Raw genomic sequence first — 15,672 nt, 5'->3', positions numbered from 1 at the left:
GGGATTTACCATGCCCGCGCATCATCGATTCATGCCCTGATCCTATCAGTCTGTTCCAGACAGGAGCAGAATCGTGGGGATTCGAGGGACCAGTTTTTCGCGAGCGGCGCTCCGCCGTCTCGCCATCGCCGCAGCGGCGGCGGGCATGCTCGCATGCCATCCGGCCATGGCGGCGAGCCAGACGGGCACCGCGACCAGCGTCGTCGTGCGCCCGAACACGCTCGTCAAGGTCGATGATCTCGACTTCGGCACCCTCGCCGCCGGCCCGGCCGCGGGCACCGTGACGATCGATGCGGTGACCGGCGCGCGCACAACGGGCGGGGGCGTCACGCCGGTGGGCGCGCTCGCGCAGCGCGCGGTCTTTCAGGGTACGGGCGGCATATTGCTGATCACGGTCAGCGGCGACACCAGCGTCACCCTGACCCGCGCGGGCGGCGGCGCAACGATGACCGCGAGCCTCGTGCGCGCCGCCACGACCAGCGGCGGCGGCATCGCGCTGCTCGGCGGCACGCTGCTGCCGAGCGGCGTCCAGACCTATTATATCGGCGGTACGCTCAACGTCGGCGCCAACCAGCCGGCCGGCGATTACAGCGGGACCTTCACGCTGACCGTCAATTATCTCTGACCAATCCGTCACTGCGAGCGAAGCGAAGCAATCTCCAGCTATCGGCATTGTTGAACTTCGATAGCTGGAGATTGCTTCGTCGCTGCGCTCCTCGCAATGACGATGCCGGTTTGCGGTTGGAGCGGTGCGCCCCTATATCGGCTCCATGACCAGTCTCGATCCCCGCCGCTTCCTCTACCGCGCCGATGCGCTCGATCCCGATCTCGCGCAGAAACTCGCGCGCGAGGCGCTCGCCAAGGCCGACGACGGCGAGCTTTACCTGCAATATCGCGCGACCGAGAGCTTCGGCTTCGACGACGGGCGGCTCAAGACCGCCGACTATTCGACCGACGCCGGTTTCGGCCTGCGCGCCGTGTCGGGCGAGATGACGGGCTTTGCCCACGCGAGCGACGTCAGCGCCGGCGCGATCCGCCGCGCCGCCGAAACGCTCGCGCTGCTCGACCCCGCGACGCAGGCCCCCGCCGGCCCGCCGCCGCGCACCAACCGCCACCTTTATGACGAGGCGAATCCGCTCGACCTCGTCCCCTTCGCGAAGAAGGTCGATCTCTGCCAGAAGGTCGATGCCGCCGCGCGCGCGCGCGATCCGCGCGTCGTGCAGGTCTCTGTCGCGCTCGCGGGAAGCTGGTCGGTGGTCGAGATCGTTCGCGCCGACGGCTTCCTCGCGACCGACATTCGCCCGCTTGTCCGTCTCAACGTCTCGATTGTGGTCGAGGAGAACGGGCGGCGCGAGAGCGGCTATTTCGGCCTCGGCGGCCGGTACATGTACGATCACCTGTTCGAGGAAGCGCAGTGGAACCACGCGATCGACGAGGCGCTGGCGCAGGCGCTCGTCAACCTTCGCGCCGTCGACGCGCCGGCAGGCGAATTCACCGTGCTGCTCGGCCCCGGCTGGCCCGGCGTGCTGCTCCACGAGGCGGTGGGCCACGGGCTCGAGGGCGATTTCAATCGCAAGGGCACCAGCGCCTTTTCGGGCCGCATCGGCGAGCGCGTCGCGGCGGCGGGCGTCACCGTGGTCGATGACGGCGCGATGGAAAGCCCGGTTGGCGGCGGCCGTCGCGGTTCGCTCAGCATCGACGACGAGGGTACGCCGACCGGCGAGACCGTGCTGATCGAGGACGGCATATTGAAGGGCTATATGCAGGACCGTCTCAACGCGCGGCTGATGGGGGTCGAACCCACCGGCAACGGCCGCCGCGAAAGCTTCGCGCACGCGCCGATGCCGCGGATGACCAACACCTTCATGCGCGGCGGCAACGACGATCCCGCCGAGCTGCTGAGCCGTGTCAAGACCGGCATCTTCGCCAAGAGCTTCGGCGGCGGGCAGGTCGATATCGTGTCGGGCAAGTTCGTCTTTTCCTGCACCGAGGCGTACAAGATCGAGAATGGCAAATTGGGCGATTCGATCAAGGGCGCGACGCTGATCGGCGACGGGCCGAGCGTACTCACCAAGGTGATGGGCATCGGCAACGACATGGCGATCGACGAAGGCATCGGCATCTGCGGCAAGGGCGGCCAGAGCGTCCCTGCGGGCGTCGGCCAGCCGACCCTGCTGGTAAGCGGACTGACGGTGGGCGGGACGGCGTAGCCACACTATCGGACGTCATTGCGAGCGCAGCGAAGCAATCCGGAGTGTGCGTAAACCGCCTTCGATTGCTTCGCTGCGCTCGCAATGACGGGAGGTTGTGATATCCCTCACTTGGCGGACGCCTCTTCCGCGCATATACCCCTCTCAAACAAAAATAATCTTGGGCCGCATCGTTATCCGCGGGGGAAGCGATCTCCCCCGGAACAGGGAGGATTTCATGCGTTCGAGTCTGCGTTTCATCTCCGTCGCCGCGATTGCGGCGATGCTCGCCGCCGTTCCGGGGTCGGCGCAAAAGACCAGCGGTCCCAAGGAGCGCTACGAAATGGACGTCGCGACGATGTCGGGCTTCGCCGCCATGGCGGGCGGGCGCGGCGGCATCGGCGGCGCGATGGGGATGATGTTCGGCGGCGATCCATCGACCAGGGTCGCCTATCTGCTCGACCTCCGCCTCGGCTCGAACCAGGATGCGAGCGCGCCGCCGCCGAAGGGCGATCATTTCTTCCTGCCGCAGGCGAAAGTCGGCAAGTCGCTGCCGCTGATCGCGCCCGAGCGCGGCAAGGAGGAGGTGCCGCAGACCTTCGAGCGGCCGAAGGGGCGCCTGCTCCTCTATTGGGGCTGCGGCGCAAAGGCGGGGCCGGGGCAGCCGGTGATCATCGACTTCGCCAAGGTCGCCGCAGGCCAGATACCGCCGGGACTGATGTCGAGCGCGGTGCCCGTCATCCGCGAGGTGTCGGCGGCGAACAGCCGCTCTTATGCTCATTGGCCGAACGGCAAGGGCGGCAAACAGCCGTCGTCGGGCTCGTCGCTTCTCGGTGCGCACAAGGTGACGAGCAATTTCGGGCCCGAGATCAATTTCACCCTCGCGCAGGATTATATGCCCGGGCTCCAGGCCTCGACCGCGATCCAGCCCGACGGGTCGGTGATGATCCGCTGGAGCCCGCTGCAGCCCGCGACGGGCTATGCCGCCTGGGCCTTCGGCGGGATGGACCGCGCCGGCAGTGGTGGCGACGTCGTGTGGTGGACGAGCAGCGCGACGAAGGAGTTCGGCGGCGGCCTGTGGGACTGGCTGCCGCCCTCGGTGGTCGCGAACCTGATCACGAAGAAGATCGTGATGCCGCCGTCGCAGACGAGCTGCCAGATTCCGGCCGAGGTCAAGAAGGCGTCGGGCGAGATGATGGTCGGCAACCTCAATGCCTTCGGGCCCGAGGCGAATTTCTCCTATCCGCCCAAGCCCGCGGGCAATGCGGTGTGGAACATCGACTGGACCGCGAAGGTGCGCTTCCGCTCGCACACGATGCTCCTCGTCGGCGCCGATTTCGGCGGCATGGGCGGGTCGAGTGGCGGCGGCAGCGAAAGCACACCGGCCGAGCCCGCGAAAAAGAAGAAGTGCAAGGGACCGCTCGGCATTCCGCTGCCGACCTGCTGATCGGGTGAAGCGTGCCGTGCGCGCGGTGAGTCAGCTCCGGTTCACGCGCGGCGGCGTAGGATGTTCGATGGGTAGGGTATGTTGAAGACAGGAGTCGAACCATGCACAGACTGATCCCCGCCATCCTCGCCGCCGCGGCGCTCGCGGCCTCGCCCGCGGTGGCCGCCAAGGAAAAGCGCAGCCCCGACGAACAACTTGCCAAGCTGCTCGAAGGGCGCGTCGCCGGTGAACCCCGGGATTGCATCAGCTTGCCGAGCATCGACAGCTCGCAGATCATCGACAAGACCGCGATCGTCTATCGCGACGGCGCGACTTTGTGGGTCAACCGGCCGCGCAGCGGCGCCGACAGCCTGAACGACGACGATGTGCTGGTGACCAAGACAACGGGCAGCCAGCTCTGCAGCATCGACACCGTCCAGCTCCACGACCGCAGCAGCCATTTCTGGCGCGGTTTCGTTTCGCTCGGCGAGTTCGTGCCGTATCGCAAGGTCAAGTCGGCGGCGGCGCACTGACCGGCGTGCAGGACGACGAGATTTCTCCGGCCGCACCGCCCCCCGACTGGGCGGCGCGGCTGCTCGCCTTCTGGTTCGATGACCATGGCTTCGACGACTGGTATGGCGGCGGCCCGGAATTCGATGCGGCGGTACGCGAGCTTGCGGGCGAGTGGCGCGAGGCGCTTCGCGTGCTGCCGGCCGAAAGCTTTCTGACCGGCCCTGACACCGCGCTCGCCGCGGTGATCCTGTTCGACCAGGTGCCGCGCAACATCCACCGCCATCAGGCCGAAGCCTTCGCGACCGACGACCTTGCGCGCGCGATCGCGCGCGGGATGGTCGCGCGCGGCTGGGACCGGAACGTTCCCGAGGCGCGGCGGCAGTTCGTCTATCTGCCGTTCGAGCATAGCGAGGACATCGCCGACCAGCGCGAATCGCTGCGGCTGATGGCGGGGCTCGCCGACCCGCGGTCGCTCGACTATGCGAAGAAGCATTTCGACATCATCGACCGTTTCGGGCGCTTCCCGCACCGCAACGCCGCGCTCGGCCGCGCCAACCGGCCGGGCGAGGAGGCGGCGATAGAAGAGGGCGGCAATTGGTGATAGGCGAAGGCCGATCCCGATGAAGGGCGGAATGGGGAGGGCGGAATGGCCGAATTCACCGATGCGCTGACCGGCAAGCATATCGCCTTCATCGAAAGGCAGCCGGTCTTCTTCACCGCGACCGCCGCGAGCGAGGGACGGATCAACCTGTCGCCCAAGGGCTATGCGGACAGCTTCAAGGTGCTTTCCGGAACGCAGGTCGCCTGGCTCGATCTCGGCGGGTCGGGGAACGAGACGCACGCGCATCTGGCGGCAGACGGGCGGATCACGATCATGTTCTGCGCCTTCGATCGTACCGCGCTGATTCTGCGAATCTACGGCCAGGGACGTCCCGTGCTGCCGCAAGACCCCGAGTGGGACGCGCTCGCGGCGCATTTCACGCTGCTGCCGGGGACGCGGCAGATTTTCGTCATCGACGTCGAAAGCGTGCAGACGAGTTGCGGCTGGGGCGTGCCGATGATGGAATTGCAGCACGAGCGCGAGACGCTGCAGAAATATCACCGCCAGGTCGATCCCGTGCTGTGGGTCGAGAAATATCAGGGGCGGACGAAGAGCATCGACGGCCTGCCGACGCGCCCCACCGACCGCTATTTCCCGGGCGAGGCCTGATGCCGCTCGTCGAACTCGTTCGTTTGCCGAACGGCGTCGAGGCCGAACTGCTGCGCGGGCGGCTCGAAAGTGCGGGGGTCCATGCGGTGTGTTTCGACGCGGGGATGAACATCGCCGAAAGCGTCGGGCTGCTGATTCCGGTGCGCGTCATGGTGCTCGACGAGGATCTGGGCGAGGCGCGGGCGCTGATGGAAGAGTTCGGCGTCGGATAGAATTGCCGTCATTGCGAGGAGCGTAGCGACGAAGCAATCCAGGGTTGCGTAAACCGCTCTGGATTGCTTCGCTTCGCTCGCAATGACGAGCTTGTTAAGCAACCCAACGCTTTCCCGCTCGTCCTTCACGTGCAAACAATGAAGAATGGCAGTTCATCCCGCCCATGATCAAGGTCGCCTCCTATAATATGCGCAAGGGCATCGGGCTCGACCGGCGCCGTGATCCGGGGCGGGTGCTGTCGGTGCTCGGCGAACTCGACGCCGATGTTGTCGCGCTGCAGGAGGCCGACCGCCGCTTCGGGACGCGCGCGAGCGCGATTCCGCCGCATATGTTCGAGGAGCATAGCGATTATGTGCCCGTCGATCTGCTCGATGGCCGCCCCTACGCGATCGGCTGGCATGGCAATGCGCTGCTCGTGCGCAAGGGGATCGTGGTCGAGGAGAGCCATGCGCTGCATCTGCCGACGCTCGAGCCGCGCGGCGCGGTCGCCGCGACCTTGCGAATCGGCGACGAGCGATTGCGTGTTGTCGGCATGCATCTCGACATTTCGGGGCTGCGCCGCCGCCAGCAGGCGCGCGCGATCCTGCATCATGTGGCGGAGGGCGAGGCATTGCCGACAATCCTGATGGGCGACTGCAACGAGTGGCGCAATCGTGGCGGCTGCCTCGCCGATTTCGGCGAGCACCACCGGCTGATCGATACGGGGCACAGCTTCCACAGCCGCCGCCCGGTCGCGAAGCTCGACCGCATCTTCGCGTCGCCCGATCTCGAGCCGGTCGATGCCGGCGTCCACCGCAGCGCGCTCGCGGCGCGCGCATCGGACCATCTCCCGATCTGGGCGCGGTTCAAGACGATCGGTTAGCGCTGCAGTCCGCGGCGGACAGGGGACCCCTGTCAGCGGAAGGATGTCCGATCCACGATGATCGGGCGACTCGATTCTGTCCGGTCCGGCGGCGGCGCGGAATGTCGCGCCGCGGATGAAGGGACTGAAAAATGGCCGATTTTTGGGAGATGGGCGGCGCGGGCAAAAAAAGAGGGCCGGAACTTGCGTTCCGGCCCAGCCTTTCAGGCTCTCCCCTCCTGAAACTCATGGCAGACTGAATGCCATATTAATGTCATGTTGCAAAGGCTAAATTTGCGGCACCCAAGCTCAAATTTTGTGCAGTGCCCTGCGCAGCATGAAAAGCCGCGGCCGGGCGCCGAATGCCGCGCAGCATGTGCACAAAAAATGGCCGGGAGCCAAAGCACCCGGCCAGTGGTTCGCAGGAGGAACCCCGGTAGGACCCCGCCGCCTTGAAAGAGGAGAGAGAGCGGCGGCGGGTATCCTGTCTCGTCAGATATTGTAGGCGCGCTCCCCATGTTCGCCGAGGTCGAGGCCTTCGCGTTCGACCTCTTCGCTGACCCGGAGGCCGGTGAGCGTCTTGGCGGCATAGGTGGCGATGATGGTGCCGACGGTGGCCCAGGCGATCGCGACGAGGACCGCGACGACCTGGGTCGCGACCTGCGGGCCGATGGCGAAATCCTCGCCGCCGGGGCCGCCGAGGCTCGGCGCATAGACGATGCCGGTGCCGATCGCGCCGACGATGCCGCCGATGCCGTGGATGCCGAAGGCGTCGAGCGCGTCGTCATAGCCGAGCTTCGGCTTGAGCACGGTCACCGCGTAGAAGCAGATCACCGAGGCGACCGCGCCGAGGACGATGGCGCCGAACGGGCCCGAATTGCCCGCCGCCGGGGTGACCGCGACGAGGCCGGCGATGATGCCCGAGCAGAAGCCGAGCGCCGAGGGCTTGTGACCGGCGACCTTTTCGGCGAGCATCCAGAACAGCGCTGCGGAGGCGGTGGCGACGAAGGTGTTGATCATCGCGAGCGCGGCCGAACCATTGGCCTCGAGCGCCGAGCCGGCGTTGAAGCCGAACCAGCCCACCCAGAGCAGGCCGGTGCCGACCATCGTCAGGGTCAGCGAGTGCGGCGCCATGATTTCCTTCTGATAGCCGATGCGCTTGCCGAGGATCAGCGAGGCGACGAGCGCCGAGACGCCCGCGTTGATGTGCACCACGGTGCCGCCCGCAAAATCGAGCGCCGCCGGCAGTTCGGTGCCGAACATCTTTCCTTCGAACAGGAAGCCGCCGGCCGCCCACACCATGTGCGCGATCGGGAAATAGACAATTGTCAGCCAGATGATCCCGAAGACGAGCGCGGCCGAGAATTTCATGCGCTCGACCGTCGCGCCGAGGACCAGTGCGAGGGTGATCGCGGCGAAGGTCATCTGGAAGCTGATGAACACATATTCGGGCAGCTTGAAGCCGTCCGAGAAGGTGTCGGCGAGGCTGTCGGGGGTCACGCCCGCCAGGAAGAACTTGCCCCAGGCGATGAAGGCATTGCCTTCGGGGCCGAAGGCGAGGCCATAGCCGTAGACGACCCAGACGATCATCGCGAGGCAGGCGAGCGCCCCGATCTGCGTCATCGTCGAGAGCATGTTCTTGGTGCGGGTGAGGCCGCCATAGAATAGCGCGAGACCCGGCAGGATCATCGCGAGCACGAGCACGGTCGAGGTCATCATCCAGGCGGTGTCGCCCTTGTCGACGACCGGCGCGGGCGTTGCCGCGGCGGCGTCCTGCGCCCAGGCGGGCAGCGCCGCGAACAGCGCGAGGCCCGCGGCCCCGGTGCTCGCCGCAATCTTCTTTGCGAACGTCATATGTTCCCCCTTTGTCATTAGAGCGCGGCTTCGCCGGTCTCGCCGGTGCGGATGCGCACGGCCTGACCCACGTCGAGGACGAATATCTTGCCGTCGCCGATTGATCCGGTTCCGGCGGTTTGCTGGAGCGTTTCGACGACCCGCGGCGCGAGCGCGTCGTCGCAGACGAGCTCGATCTTCACCTTCGGGACCATGTTGGTGGCATATTCGGCGCCGCGGTAGATTTCGGTCTGCCCTTTTTGGCGGCCGAACCCCTTGACCTCGGTCACGGTCATGCCGGCGATGCCCAGTGCGGTGAGCGCCTCGCGCACCTCGTCGAGCTTGAACGGTTTGATGATAGCCAGGATCAGCTTCATGATGCCCCCTTCTGCTTGTGGCATCATGTTGCAGTGCAACAGCCGTGCCAGATTGCGCTCGCGGCTGTAAAATTGGCATTTTGTGACGGTCCGCTACCGTTCCGCGCCCTCAATCGTTCGCGGAGCGGGCAGGCAAGGCTGGTATTTGCCTAAATTTTGGGCAGTTCGGCCAATATGTCATAATGGCGGCCGATGCCGAAGCGGGTGAAGCGCGCGAAGCCTGCCGCGCGCAGCCGCGCCTCGATGGCGGGGGCATCGACCCAGCGTTCATCGACTTCATAGAAGATCGCGGCGATGCGGGCGCGGTGCGTGGAGGCCATCAGCGCCTCGATCACCGTCTCCTCATGCCCCTCGACGTCGATCTTGACGATCAGCGGCGCGGTCCCTTCGAGCAGCGTATCGACGCCGGCTATGCCGAGGACGCGGATGTCCTCGCCCTCCTCGAGCGCGGCGGCGCGCAGGCTGGCGGTGCCGCTGTGCGCGTGGTCGGTGGCGATGCGCGCGGTGCCCGACTTGAGCGAGACCGCGGCGTGGACCGGGCGGATGACGGCCCCGAGACCGTTGAGCGCGATATTGTCGCCGAGCAGCGCGAAGGTCGCGGCGACCGGCTCGAACGCGATCGCCCGCTCGCAATGCGGATTGCGCGCCGCGAGCAGGCTGTAGAGCCCCTGGTTGGCGCCGATGTCGGCGAAGATGAAGGCGCGGTCCTGCGCGGCGAGATAGTCCGACAGCGCGCGGCCATAGGTCGCATGGTAGCAATAGCGGAAGGTGCGGTCCTGCCAATTGGCGCGCATCCGGACGCCGTAGCGCGAGGTGACGACGCCGGTCTCGCGGCGCAGCGGCAGGCGGGCGGGCAGGTTCGCGCGCAGCTTCGCAAGCGTCTTGGCGATGCCATAGTCGAGGAAGGCGCCGAGGCGCGAGGGAGAGGCGGCGGTCATTGGCGTGCCATATAGTCGAGGATCGCCTCCGCCGCGCGCTCGGACGAGGGGCGCTCCTGAAGGTCGAAGCTGTAGCGGAACAGACCCTCCTGCCGCTCGCGCATCGGCGGGGTCAGGCGCGGCACCTCGGCGAACGCCGCGTCGAGATCGTCGATCGTCTCGAGAACGTGGCCGGCGCGCCAGTGCGCGAAGTCGGCATTGTCCTGCCAGGCGAGGCGGCGCGGGTTGAGGAAGAAGCATGGGCGCGGGCGGCGGATGAACTCGTAAATCTGGCTGCTCGCATCGCCGAGATAGATGTCGGCGGCTTCGGTATAGGTCATGTCGAGGCTGGCGGGGCTGCCGGTGTCGATCAGCATATGGTCATGCTCGTAATGCTCGGCGCGTGGGCCGAGGTTCCAGCCGAGCGCGAAGGGGGAGAGCGAGGCGGTGATGCGCTTCCGGAACAGCATCACATGCGGCGCGAAGATCAGATTGTAGCGATCGCTGCGCGCGAACCAGTCGAGGATCGCCGGACCCATGCGATACCAGGAGGACAGTGCGGGCGAGGGGTGCGGGTTGTAGAGGACGGTCGGCCGGTCCTTCGGGAACAGGCGCGGGTGCGCGGGCGGGGCGACGTCGAACTTGGGGTAGCCGACGATCGCATGGCCGCCCTCTCTGAGCAGGTCGGCCTGCGCCAGCCGGTCGCGGATCTTCTCGCCTGACAAGAGGACGAGGTCGAACCGGCCGCTCGCCTTGTCGAAGCCGATCGCACGGTCGCCCGCGCCGTGGCGTGTGTGGACGAGCTTGAGCGATTTGAGGCCGAACAACGATTTGAGCAGCAGCGAAGTCTTTTCGGGAACGACCAGCGCATCGAGCTGGCGGAAGCGGTCGAGATTGCGGCGCAGCGCCGAGACGATGTCGGTCGGCAGCGCGCGGCCGCTGGCCCGGTTCGCGGCGCTTGCGAGCGCTGAGGGCGGGCGCAGCCGGACGATCTCGGGCGCAGCGCCCGGCGTCGCGGCGGCGAGGCGGCGCACCTCGCTCTCGCAGCCTTCGGAGAAGAAGATGCTGACGCGCGCGTTGGTGCCGCGGCGCAGGAGCGCGAGCGCGACGGGGAGCGCATGCGCGACCTGATGTGCGCCATGATGGTTGAAGAGGAAACCGATATGCATGGTCAGCGGCGCCAGTCGAGGACGGGCCAGCCGCGCGCGGCGGCGATGGCGCGCAGCTTCGCCGACGGATTCACCGCGATTGCCTCGTCGGCGAGGGTGAACATCGGCAGGTCGGAGGCATGATCCGAATAGAAGCGGATATGCGCCCGCTCGCGGGCGATGCCGGTCTGCTCCAGAAACGCCTCGACCATGCAGCGCTTGTCGCCGCCATAGCAGTTCGTCGAGCCGATCACGGGGGTCAGGCAGCCGTCTTGCCACGTCGATCCGGTCGCGACCACGTCGGCGATCCCCAGCCTTCGGGCGAGCGCAGCTGTATAGAAATGCGGCGCGGCGGTCGCGAGGACGACGCGGCGGCCGGCGCGTCGCTCAGCCTCGAGCAGCGCGATCCCCTCGGCATAGAGGCCGCGCGCGATCAGGTGGCGCGCGAAGCGGTCGGCGAGGCGCGCGGCCTCGCGTTCGGGAAGCGCTGCACCGAGCGCAATTCGGTGCATCGCCTGCTTCATCGTGCGGCGAGGCAACAGCTTCAGGGCGTAAAGAAGGGCGACGGGCAGCAGCAGGGGCAGCAGCAGGACGCGCCACGGCGCGCGGGCGCGGATCGCGAAGAGCAGGAACGGCGTATAGGTCGGGAGGATGGTCAGCGTGCGGTCGAGGTCGAAGACCGACAGGATTGCCTTTTCGGCGTGTGCTGCTGCTGCCCTGTTCGTCTGTCGTTGCGCCTGCGCCATGTCCGTTCCTTTCGCGGGGGGCATGGCAGCGGCGCCTGACGCGGCGATGGGAGGAAGATTTGATTTTCGACATGTTCGCCCGCCGGGTGGCGATTTTCAGCGCCAGCCGGTATCGCGTCGGCGATGCATATCCTGGTGATCGAGGACGATGCCCGCGTCGCGGAGCATATCGGCAAGGGGCTGAGGGCCGCGGGGCATCTCGTCGATGCCGAGAAGGACGGCCGCGCCGGGCTGCTGCGCGCGGCGTCCGAAAGCTATGACCTGATCGTCGTCGACCGGATGCTGCCGCAGGTCGACGGGCTGACGATCGTCCAGACGATCCGCGCGACCGGCGACACGACGCCGGTGCTGTTCCTGAGCGCGCTCGGCGAGGTCGACGAGCGTGTGACGGGGCTGCGCGCCGGAGGCGACGATTATCTGACCAAGCCCTTTGCCATGTCCGAGCTGCTCGCGCGGATCGACGTGCTCGGCCGGCGCGGGCCGGCGCTCGCCGCCGAGACGAAGCTCGGCATCGGCGACCTCGAGATCGACCTGCTCGGCCAGCAGGTGCGGCGGCAGGGAAAATCGCTGGACCTCACCGCGCGCGAATTCCGCATCCTCACCTATCTCGCGCGCAACGAGGGGCGCGTCGTCACGCGCTCGATGCTGCTCGAACATGTCTGGGACTATCATTTCGACCCGCAGACGAACATCATCGACCAGCACGTCAGCCGCCTCCGGCAAAAGATCGACAGGGGTTTCGGCCGGCCGCTGATCCACACGGTGCGCGGCACCGGCTATGTCATGCGGGTCGGCGCTTGAGCGCGGGGCGCGGGGGCGGTCTGCGGCACAGCCTGACGCTGCGCCTCGGTCTTATCTATGTCGCGCTGTTCCTGACCTCGACCGCGGCGCTGTTCGGTGCGGCCTACTGGATCGGGGTTTACCAGCCGCTGCTCGATGCCGCCGGGGAAGTCCGCCGCGAAGCCGCCGATCTCGCGACCATCGACGAGGGCGGCGGGCGCGACGCGCTGCTGCGCGCATTGCAGGTGCGGCAGAAGACCGGCCCGAAACGGCCTTTCCATGCCCTGATCGCGCCCGGCGGGCGGACGGTGACCGCCAATCTGCCGAGTTGGCCCGCCGATCCGATCCGCGGCTGGACCACGCTGGAGGCCGACATCTATCAGGCCGGACAGGAGCAGGATTATGAGGCGCTGGTCGTCGAGCGGCGGCTCGGCGATGGCGCGCGCCTGATCGTCGGGCGCGACGTCGAAGCGATCGACGACCGCGACGAGCTTTATACGATCGGGTCGGTATGGCTGATCCTGATCGCCGCCTTGCTCGCGGTGGGCGGCAGCCTCGCGATGAGCCGCGCGGTCGGTAGGCGGATCGACGCGGTAACGCGGACCGCGCGGCGCGTGATGGCGGGTGACCTCGCCGAACGCATCCCGCTGCGCGGAACCGGCGACGATTTCGACGAGCTTGCCGCGACGCTGAACCTGATGCTCGGGCGGATCGAGGAAGCGGTCGAATCGGTGCGCCGCGTGTCGGACAATGTCGCGCACGAACTGAGGACGCCGCTCGCGCGGCTCCATGCCGATCTCGACGAGCTGCGCGACGCAGGGAGCGAGGAGGAGCGGCAGCGGCTCGCCGAACAGGCCTTGGCGGAGGCGGGGCGGTTGCAGGCGATCTTCGACGCGCTGCTCCGTATCGCGCGGATCGAGAGCGGGCGGCATCTGACCGGAATGCGCCACGTCGATCTGTCCACGCTGCTCGCCGACGCGGCCGAATTTTATGCGCCCGACGCCGAGGCGCATGGGCAACGGATCGAAAGCCGGGTCGCGCCGGGGCTGGCGATCGAGGCCGATCCGAACCTGCTGTTCCAGGCGGTGTCGAACCTGTTCGACAATGCGGTCAAATATGCCGGCAAGGGCGCGACCATCACGATCAGCGCCGGGCGCGAGCGCGGCGGCATTGCGATCGCGGTCGCCGACACCGGCCCCGGCATCGCCGCCGATCAGCGCGAGCGCGTGACCGAGCGCTTCTTTCGCGGCGCGGAAACCGCGGGGCAGCCGGGAACCGGATTGGGGCTGGCGCTCGTCGCAGCGATCGTCGCGGCGCACAAATGGCGGCTGGAGATCGAGGACGCGGGGCCGGGGCTGCTCGTCCGTATCCGCTGCTGACCGGGCGCGCATGGTTCGCCGCGCTTTTCGCGCTGTCTATCGCGCCTTACTTGTCAATTATATTAGTTGAGTTATCTCTGGCCATGCGGGACGTAATCCGAGTCGACCGAGCTGTCCGCCCGAGCGGCAAAAGGAGAATCATATGGCCAGCCGGCCCGAACATCGCCTGCACGAATGCCCGTCCGGGGGCGGGGTGCGCCGGTGAACCTGATCGCCACCGAGCTGCATTCGCCGCGCCCGCGTTTTCGCACCGCGGCCCGCGTCGCGATCGTCGGCGCGGGCTTTTCGGGGACGATGCTCGCGCTCAACCTGCTCGAACAGGCCGATGTCGAGGTGCTGCTGATCGAGCGCGACCGCCACCGCATGGGCGCCGGGGTCGCGTATAGCAGCAGCGAAAGCGCGCATCTGCTCAACGTCCGCGCGGGCAATATGAGCGCCTTCGCCGACCAGCCCGACCATTTCTGCGACTGGCTCGCGGCGCGCGGGCTCGGCTGCGACGCGGCGTTCGTGACCCGCGCGACCTATGGCCGCTATCTGCGCGAGGAACTCGCCGCGGCGATGGAGCGGCACGGGCGCCGGCTGAAGCTCGTCGACGATGAGGTGCTCGATATCGAGGAGCGCGGCGGGCAGGTGACGCTCGGCCTCGTCAACGGCGGGCTGATCGAGGCCGACCGCGCGGTGCTGGCGATCGGCAATCTGCCGCCGCACGACCCGCCCGCGATCCATGGCGCGCGCCTGCCCGCGCACCGCTATATCGGCGATCCGTGGGCGAGTGCGTTCGAGGAGGGGCTGGACAGGGACGCGAGTGTCCTCGTGATCGGCACGGGCCTGACCGCGGTCGATGTCATATTGCGGCTGGTTGCGCATGGCCACGAAGGGCCGATTACCGCGCTGTCGCGGCGGGGCTTGCGACCGCACCGCCATGTCGAAGGTCTGCCGCGTCCGCAGCCGGTGCTTGCCAAGCCCGCGCCCGACCTCTCCGAGCTGGTGCGCTGGGCACGCGAAGAGACGCAGGGACGCGACTGGCGGCTCGTCGTCGATTCGATCCGCCCGATCACCCAGATGATGTGGGCGTCGGCCGATGCCGAGAAGCGTGCGCGCTTCCTGCGCCATCTGCGGCCCTTCTGGGACGTGCATCGCCACCGGCTCGCGCCCGAGGTTGCCGACCGGATCGACGCGCTCGTCGCGTCGGGACAGCTCGACTTTCGCGCCGGCAAGATCGCCGATGTCGCGGTCGAGCGCGACGCGCTGGCGGTGAGCTGGCTGCCGCGCGGCGAAGAGGAACTCGTCGTGACCCGCGCGCAGCGCATGATCAACTGCACCGGGCCGCAGGGCGACCTGCTCCGTTCGACCGATCCGCTGGTGAAGCGGATGCTGGCGGCGAAGCGCATCCGCCCCGACTCGCTGCGCCTCGGGCTCGACATCGATCGCGACGGGCATGTCGTCGATGCGCACGGTCGGTCGTCGGAGCATGTTCTTGCGATCGGTCCGATGACGCGCGGCGATTTGTGGGAGGTCGTCGCCGTGCCCGACATCCGCATCCAGGTCGGCGCGCTCGCGCGCCGGCTCGTCAACGCGCATTGGCTTGGCGGCGAGGGGCTCTAAATAGAAAATGCGCCGGCACGGGGGCCGGCGCATCCTGTCTCGAACCGCGACGATCAGTCGGGCCGGGTGTTGCCGCGTTCGGCGCGCTCGCCTCGTGCCGCTTTGTGCGGCGCGGGCTGGCTCGCGGTTTCTTCCTGCTGTTCGGCCACGTCCTTGAGCTGACCCTTGGTCATGCCGCTGACGAGAACGTTGCCCGATCCGGCGAAGCTCGCGGCCGGAAGCGTCGCGACGCGGTTGCCGACCTCGACCGTCACCGCCTGCACGACCCCGCGGCCGGTCTGGCGCAGGTCCTGGACATAGCCGATCACCTTGCCGCGCGGATCGGTGACGGGCATGCCAGGGGCGACGGCGAACATGCCGTTGCCGCTGGCGGCGCCGCTGCCCGCTGCGGCAAGCTGGCCGAGGCTGCCCTGAAAGCTGCCCGCCGCGGAGCCCGCGCCGCCGACGGTGCCCGAGACGCCCGAGAGCGCGCCGCCAGCCCGGTCGCGAACGCCG

Annotated in this window: 16 protein-coding genes and 1 pseudogene; 11 read left to right on the top strand and 6 right to left on the bottom strand. The window is 67.7% G+C overall.

The annotated features are described in order from the left end of the window. Positions 1–73 precede the first annotated feature (73 nt). The 8 genes from ACE3SL_RS12100 to ACE3SL_RS12065 all read left to right on the top strand — a co-directional run bounded on the left by ACE3SL_RS12100 (position 74) and on the right by ACE3SL_RS12065 (position 6,413). The gene (locus ACE3SL_RS12100) at positions 74–625 is read left to right on the top strand and encodes a DUF4402 domain-containing protein (RefSeq protein ID WP_374525992.1); all 552 of its coding nucleotides are present in this window, start codon (positions 74–76) and stop codon (positions 623–625) included. Between the two features lie 145 nt (positions 626–770). Beyond that, the gene (gene tldD, locus ACE3SL_RS12095) at positions 771–2,210 is read left to right on the top strand and encodes a metalloprotease TldD (protein ID WP_374525991.1); all 1,440 of its coding nucleotides are present in this window, start codon (positions 771–773) and stop codon (positions 2,208–2,210) included. Positions 2,211–2,427: 217 nt separating this feature from the next. After that, complete coding sequence (locus tag ACE3SL_RS12090) at positions 2,428–3,636, top strand: hypothetical protein (protein WP_374525990.1); 1,209 nt, start codon at positions 2,428–2,430, stop codon at positions 3,634–3,636. Positions 3,637–3,737: 101 nt separating this feature from the next. Further along, the gene (locus ACE3SL_RS12085; RefSeq protein ID WP_374525989.1) at positions 3,738–4,148 is read left to right on the top strand and encodes a hypothetical protein; all 411 of its coding nucleotides are present in this window, start codon (positions 3,738–3,740) and stop codon (positions 4,146–4,148) included. Between the two features lie 5 nt (positions 4,149–4,153). Then, positions 4,154–4,729 carry a DUF924 family protein gene (locus ACE3SL_RS12080; protein WP_374525988.1) on the top strand — a complete coding sequence of 192 codons (576 nt, stop codon included), beginning with the start codon at positions 4,154–4,156 and terminating at the stop codon, positions 4,727–4,729. A gap of 45 nt (positions 4,730–4,774) precedes the next feature. Next, the gene (locus ACE3SL_RS12075) at positions 4,775–5,338 is read left to right on the top strand and encodes a pyridoxamine 5'-phosphate oxidase family protein (protein ID WP_374525987.1); all 564 of its coding nucleotides are present in this window, start codon (positions 4,775–4,777) and stop codon (positions 5,336–5,338) included. Continuing rightward, positions 5,338–5,550, top strand: a complete 213-nt coding sequence (locus tag ACE3SL_RS12070) for a DUF2007 domain-containing protein (RefSeq protein ID WP_374525986.1) — start codon at positions 5,338–5,340, stop codon at positions 5,548–5,550. Before ACE3SL_RS12075 ends, ACE3SL_RS12070 begins: the two co-directional genes overlap by 1 nt. Before the next feature lie 164 nt (positions 5,551–5,714). Further along, complete coding sequence (locus ACE3SL_RS12065) at positions 5,715–6,413, top strand: endonuclease/exonuclease/phosphatase family protein (protein ID WP_374525985.1); 699 nt, start codon at positions 5,715–5,717, stop codon at positions 6,411–6,413. A gap of 471 nt (positions 6,414–6,884) precedes the next feature. Here the strand turns inward: ACE3SL_RS12065 and ACE3SL_RS12060 are convergent, their stop codons facing one another. The 5 genes from ACE3SL_RS12060 to ACE3SL_RS12040 form a co-directional block, all read right to left on the bottom strand. Continuing rightward, positions 6,885–8,246 (bottom strand): ammonium transporter, encoded by a 1,362-nt coding sequence (locus tag ACE3SL_RS12060; RefSeq protein ID WP_374525984.1) that lies wholly within the window; start codon positions 8,244–8,246, stop codon positions 6,885–6,887. A 17-nt stretch (positions 8,247–8,263) separates the two neighbouring features. Continuing rightward, complete coding sequence (locus ACE3SL_RS12055; RefSeq protein WP_374525983.1) at positions 8,264–8,602, bottom strand: P-II family nitrogen regulator; 339 nt, start codon at positions 8,600–8,602, stop codon at positions 8,264–8,266. Between the two features lie 149 nt (positions 8,603–8,751). After that, positions 8,752–9,540 carry an FkbM family methyltransferase gene (locus ACE3SL_RS12050; protein ID WP_374525982.1) on the bottom strand — a complete coding sequence of 263 codons (789 nt, stop codon included), beginning with the start codon at positions 9,538–9,540 and terminating at the stop codon, positions 8,752–8,754. Further along, positions 9,537–10,688, bottom strand: coding sequence for a hypothetical protein (locus ACE3SL_RS12045; protein ID WP_374525981.1), 1,152 nt, complete (start codon positions 10,686–10,688; stop codon positions 9,537–9,539). Before ACE3SL_RS12045 ends, ACE3SL_RS12050 begins: the two co-directional genes overlap by 4 nt. A gap of 2 nt (positions 10,689–10,690) precedes the next feature. Further along, positions 10,691–11,437 carry an HAD family hydrolase gene (locus ACE3SL_RS12040; RefSeq protein WP_374525980.1) on the bottom strand — a complete coding sequence of 249 codons (747 nt, stop codon included), beginning with the start codon at positions 11,435–11,437 and terminating at the stop codon, positions 10,691–10,693. A 99-nt stretch (positions 11,438–11,536) separates the two neighbouring features. On the opposite strand from ACE3SL_RS12040, the gene ACE3SL_RS12035 reads away from it, so the two are divergent. The 3 genes from ACE3SL_RS12035 to ACE3SL_RS12025 all read left to right on the top strand — a co-directional run bounded on the left by ACE3SL_RS12035 (position 11,537) and on the right by ACE3SL_RS12025 (position 15,177). Further along, a complete protein-coding gene (locus tag ACE3SL_RS12035) occupies positions 11,537–12,214 on the top strand; it encodes a response regulator transcription factor (protein WP_374525979.1) in 678 nt (225 codons plus the stop codon). Next, positions 12,211–13,572 (top strand): sensor histidine kinase, encoded by a 1,362-nt coding sequence (locus tag ACE3SL_RS12030; protein WP_374525978.1) that lies wholly within the window; start codon positions 12,211–12,213, stop codon positions 13,570–13,572. The genes ACE3SL_RS12035 and ACE3SL_RS12030 overlap by 4 nt, the downstream gene beginning before the upstream one ends. Before the next feature lie 201 nt (positions 13,573–13,773). Next, on the top strand, positions 13,774–15,177 hold the full coding sequence (locus ACE3SL_RS12025; RefSeq protein ID WP_374525977.1) for an FAD/NAD(P)-binding protein: 1,404 nt from the start codon (positions 13,774–13,776) through the stop codon (positions 15,175–15,177). Between the two features lie 53 nt (positions 15,178–15,230). Here ACE3SL_RS12025 and ACE3SL_RS12020 read toward each other — a convergent pair. Further along, positions 15,231–15,672: pseudogene (locus ACE3SL_RS12020) on the bottom strand (hypothetical protein); the annotation flags it as partial.

This window comes from Sphingopyxis sp., from assembly GCF_041916015.1.
GTDB lineage: Bacteria > Pseudomonadota > Alphaproteobacteria > Sphingomonadales > Sphingomonadaceae > Sphingopyxis.
Note: the sequence above shows the minus strand (reverse complement) of the source record. Positions and strands in the feature narration are given on the sequence as shown.